Genomic DNA, 2,782 nt, shown 5'->3' with positions numbered 1-2,782 from the left:
AAAAATAGAGAGAGCTGCCTTTCCAGGCAGCTCTTGTTTACATAATCAGGGTTATCAGAAGTCATTTAATTTAATTCTCCAATCAAAAAATAGAGTAAGGTCAAAACCTAAATAAAGAAAGAGAAAATTTATCGTGATTTCAAATAACTGTCATATTAAAGAAAATTAACACTCTATGTTTCTAGCAAGTAGTTTTTGCACCAGAACTTTAATTTATACTGATTCGTATCTCGAAAGAATACATCAGCGAGATAAACTACCCATTAGAAGAAGGAGGGATAAGCCCGAATCCAATGAAAATATCTTCTTTGTTAGTTGGTATGCCCGTCCAGACAGCTACACTTCCACCCGTATCGATATCGATATAGTCCCCAATAGTGTTAAATGCTTGGGGGTCAAACGAATCATTAGATAGTCTGCTGTTTGTAAATGAAGCTCCTCCAGGTGTTAACGTTGCGATGAAAACATCAATCAGTGTGCTTGTCACTCTGTTTGTGTAATAAACCACACTTACTGTGCCGTCACTAGGAGAAACAGCAATAGCAGGGAAGAAATTCTGGGTACCAAAAGGGCTATCGTTAATCGGTCCGGGAAGCGACCAAATTAAACCTGAGGTAGTGGAACTAGACAGCATGATTTGTGCGCTCCCGCTGCCATTGTCCATCCATACTGCATATACGGTTCCGCTATTAGGGCCAGTTGAGATATCAGTTGCAAGGAAGGCAAAGGTTTTAGCATTAAATTTAAATGGGGGGAGGGGGCCACCGGTTAAAGGGGTTATAGACGATACCCTAGTACGAAAATCAGATGGAAAAGTGGCACCTCCATCAAACGATATGGCTACTTCAAAGGTGTTCGATGTAAAGTCAATCCACCCAACATACACCTGTCCTCTAGGTCCTACTGCTACACTGGATCCAGTTGCAATGTGACCTGGGATACTAAGAAGTTTTGGTGGATCCCAAAATTTCCCATCAAAAGATCTCTGGAATAAAATTGTATTGGAGCCACCGGTGATCTGAGTGTAACTTATATAGGCCATACCTCGAAATGAGCTGAAATCAGACTTGTCGATGGCAAGATAAGGTTTATCGTTGTGGATTTCGCTGGACCCGAAAGTAACCACGAATGGTCCAGAAAATGAACTGCCACTGTCGCTAGACACATAAGAAACAATTGTTCCTTGAGTATTCACACCATTACTAACATTAAATGCACCTCCGCTCACTATGGCTGTATTATCTATTACCCTCACATAAGGATCCCCATTAAATTGAAACCCTTCTGGATTAGGTAAAGTAGTGCTTGTGTCCCACGAAAAACCCCCATCTGTAGAACGATAAAGTCCAATTTGGGCGGATCCACTGCGAAAATCATTTGCTGCAACAAGAATGGTATTAGCGTTCACCTGTGCTACACTTGGCTCGTTCTGAGAATTTGGAACGAATCCTGTGATATCAACATTAACCGGATCTGATAGAGAATTTAATGGTTTAGCTGTATTCATGTTTTGTAGACTATTACTATTTTGTAATTTAGCATTATTATCTTGATTACCACATAACTCTGGAAAGTGCTTTTTAAACTCTTGACTACTACAATGAATGTCATCACTCTCATACGTATAGCCATTTTTTTTAGTTGTGTAAGGCATATATTTTTGACGATATTTTTTATTAGAGCTCATTTCTTCACTCCTAAATGAAATATTCTATTGAATCTTGTATATATTCAATATATACAAGATTCAATAGAATGCTTGGACAAATACTAAAAACTGGTGAATATCATATACATGTGAGGTTTACATAACATCTCATTATCGGAAGTTGGTTATCCCCACCATTCCCATGATATCAACATTTCCCTTATTATCGAACATTATGAAATATGCAAGATTCTATACATTGCCGTAATTGTGTGGGTTTTGGCTCTCTAGCCGTGTTCTAGATATGATGATATTAACGAACAATATGTAAAGAAAGTCCAGGAAGATCCAAGTATTAGGGGGGGTATATCATTTAAGGCAGGATCAGAGGGAAGCGGGAAAACCATTATCTTAATGCAGGGGCAACAAAAACCACACGGAAAAATACATATTAAAAACATTGATGCTACGGAACAAAAGACAGAAATAACAGTAAAAATAGAAGGAATGACAAAAGAAAAAAATCCTATGCTTATTTTTCATATCTCATCAGTTCCAGGAGAAATTGAAATTAAGGATACGGAAGGAAATAAGTATGAGCAGATTCAAGAATGAAAGCAAAATGCCCAAAGCTTATTTATAGTTTTGGGCATTATTTATTATTGGGGTAGCACGCCATACCCATCAAGCTAATATTTTGAAGTACTCCAAAACGAAAATTTTATCTTTCCACAATTGCTTATGAGAATTCAGCTCATTTTTTGTTTTGGGGAACAACGAAATTCTTAACTTGATGGCGATGTGCCGCTACCCCACATCCATCAACTTAAGATACATTTGGATATAAAAGTTAAGGTTTTCCAAGTAGTTTTTTATTACCTTTTACAGATGTTTTAAAAGTACGCATACCAAATAAACCCGAATGGGTTTATTTTTTAACTATGCTACCTGATGAGCCGGAGTGGTATAATTATAAACAACACCCAAAATATCAAAGACTGTCTTTTTCTCGTACCGATGAGATTTTCGTCCGTTTTGCTGTAGGAGGTTAAACAGACGAAGGAGAACCTTTGATAATTCTTGGGTGTTTTTTTGTAATGCTTGATGAAAAAGTAAGAAGTAATCTTTAATTAT

2 protein-coding genes and 1 pseudogene are annotated in these 2,782 nt (G+C 37.3%); 1 reads left to right on the top strand and 2 read right to left on the bottom strand.

What is annotated here, in order from left to right; all coding sequences use genetic code 11:
* Nucleotides 1-256 precede the first annotated feature (256 nt).
* On the bottom strand, nt 257-1,687 hold the full coding sequence (locus H540_RS30640) for a hypothetical protein (protein WP_051317234.1): 1,431 nt from the start codon (nt 1,685-1,687) through the stop codon (nt 257-259).
* Between the two features lie 375 nt (nt 1,688-2,062).
* Here H540_RS30640 and H540_RS0121880 point away from each other — a divergent pair, with 375 nt between their 5' ends.
* The gene (locus tag H540_RS0121880; protein WP_028402388.1) at nt 2,063-2,263 is read left to right on the top strand and encodes a hypothetical protein; all 201 of its coding nucleotides are present in this window, start codon (nt 2,063-2,065) and stop codon (nt 2,261-2,263) included.
* 324 nt (nt 2,264-2,587) lie between these two features.
* Here H540_RS0121880 and H540_RS30635 read toward each other — a convergent pair.
* Nucleotides 2,588-2,782: pseudogene (locus H540_RS30635) on the bottom strand (IS4 family transposase); the annotation flags it as partial.

The organism is Ectobacillus panaciterrae DSM 19096, from assembly GCF_000430785.1.
Classification (GTDB): domain Bacteria; phylum Bacillota; class Bacilli; order Bacillales; family Bacillaceae_G; genus Ectobacillus; species Ectobacillus panaciterrae.
This window is presented reverse-complemented; position numbering and strand designations above follow the sequence as displayed.

Bases quoted from the DNA above. Each gene is read 5' to 3' on its own strand.
- H540_RS30640 (WP_051317234.1), bottom strand. From the start codon at position 1,687: ATGAGCTCTAATAAAAAATATCGTCAAAAATATATGCCTTACACAACT.
- H540_RS0121880 (WP_028402388.1), top strand. From the start codon at position 2,063: ATGCAGGGGCAACAAAAACCACACGGAAAAATACATATTAAAAACATT.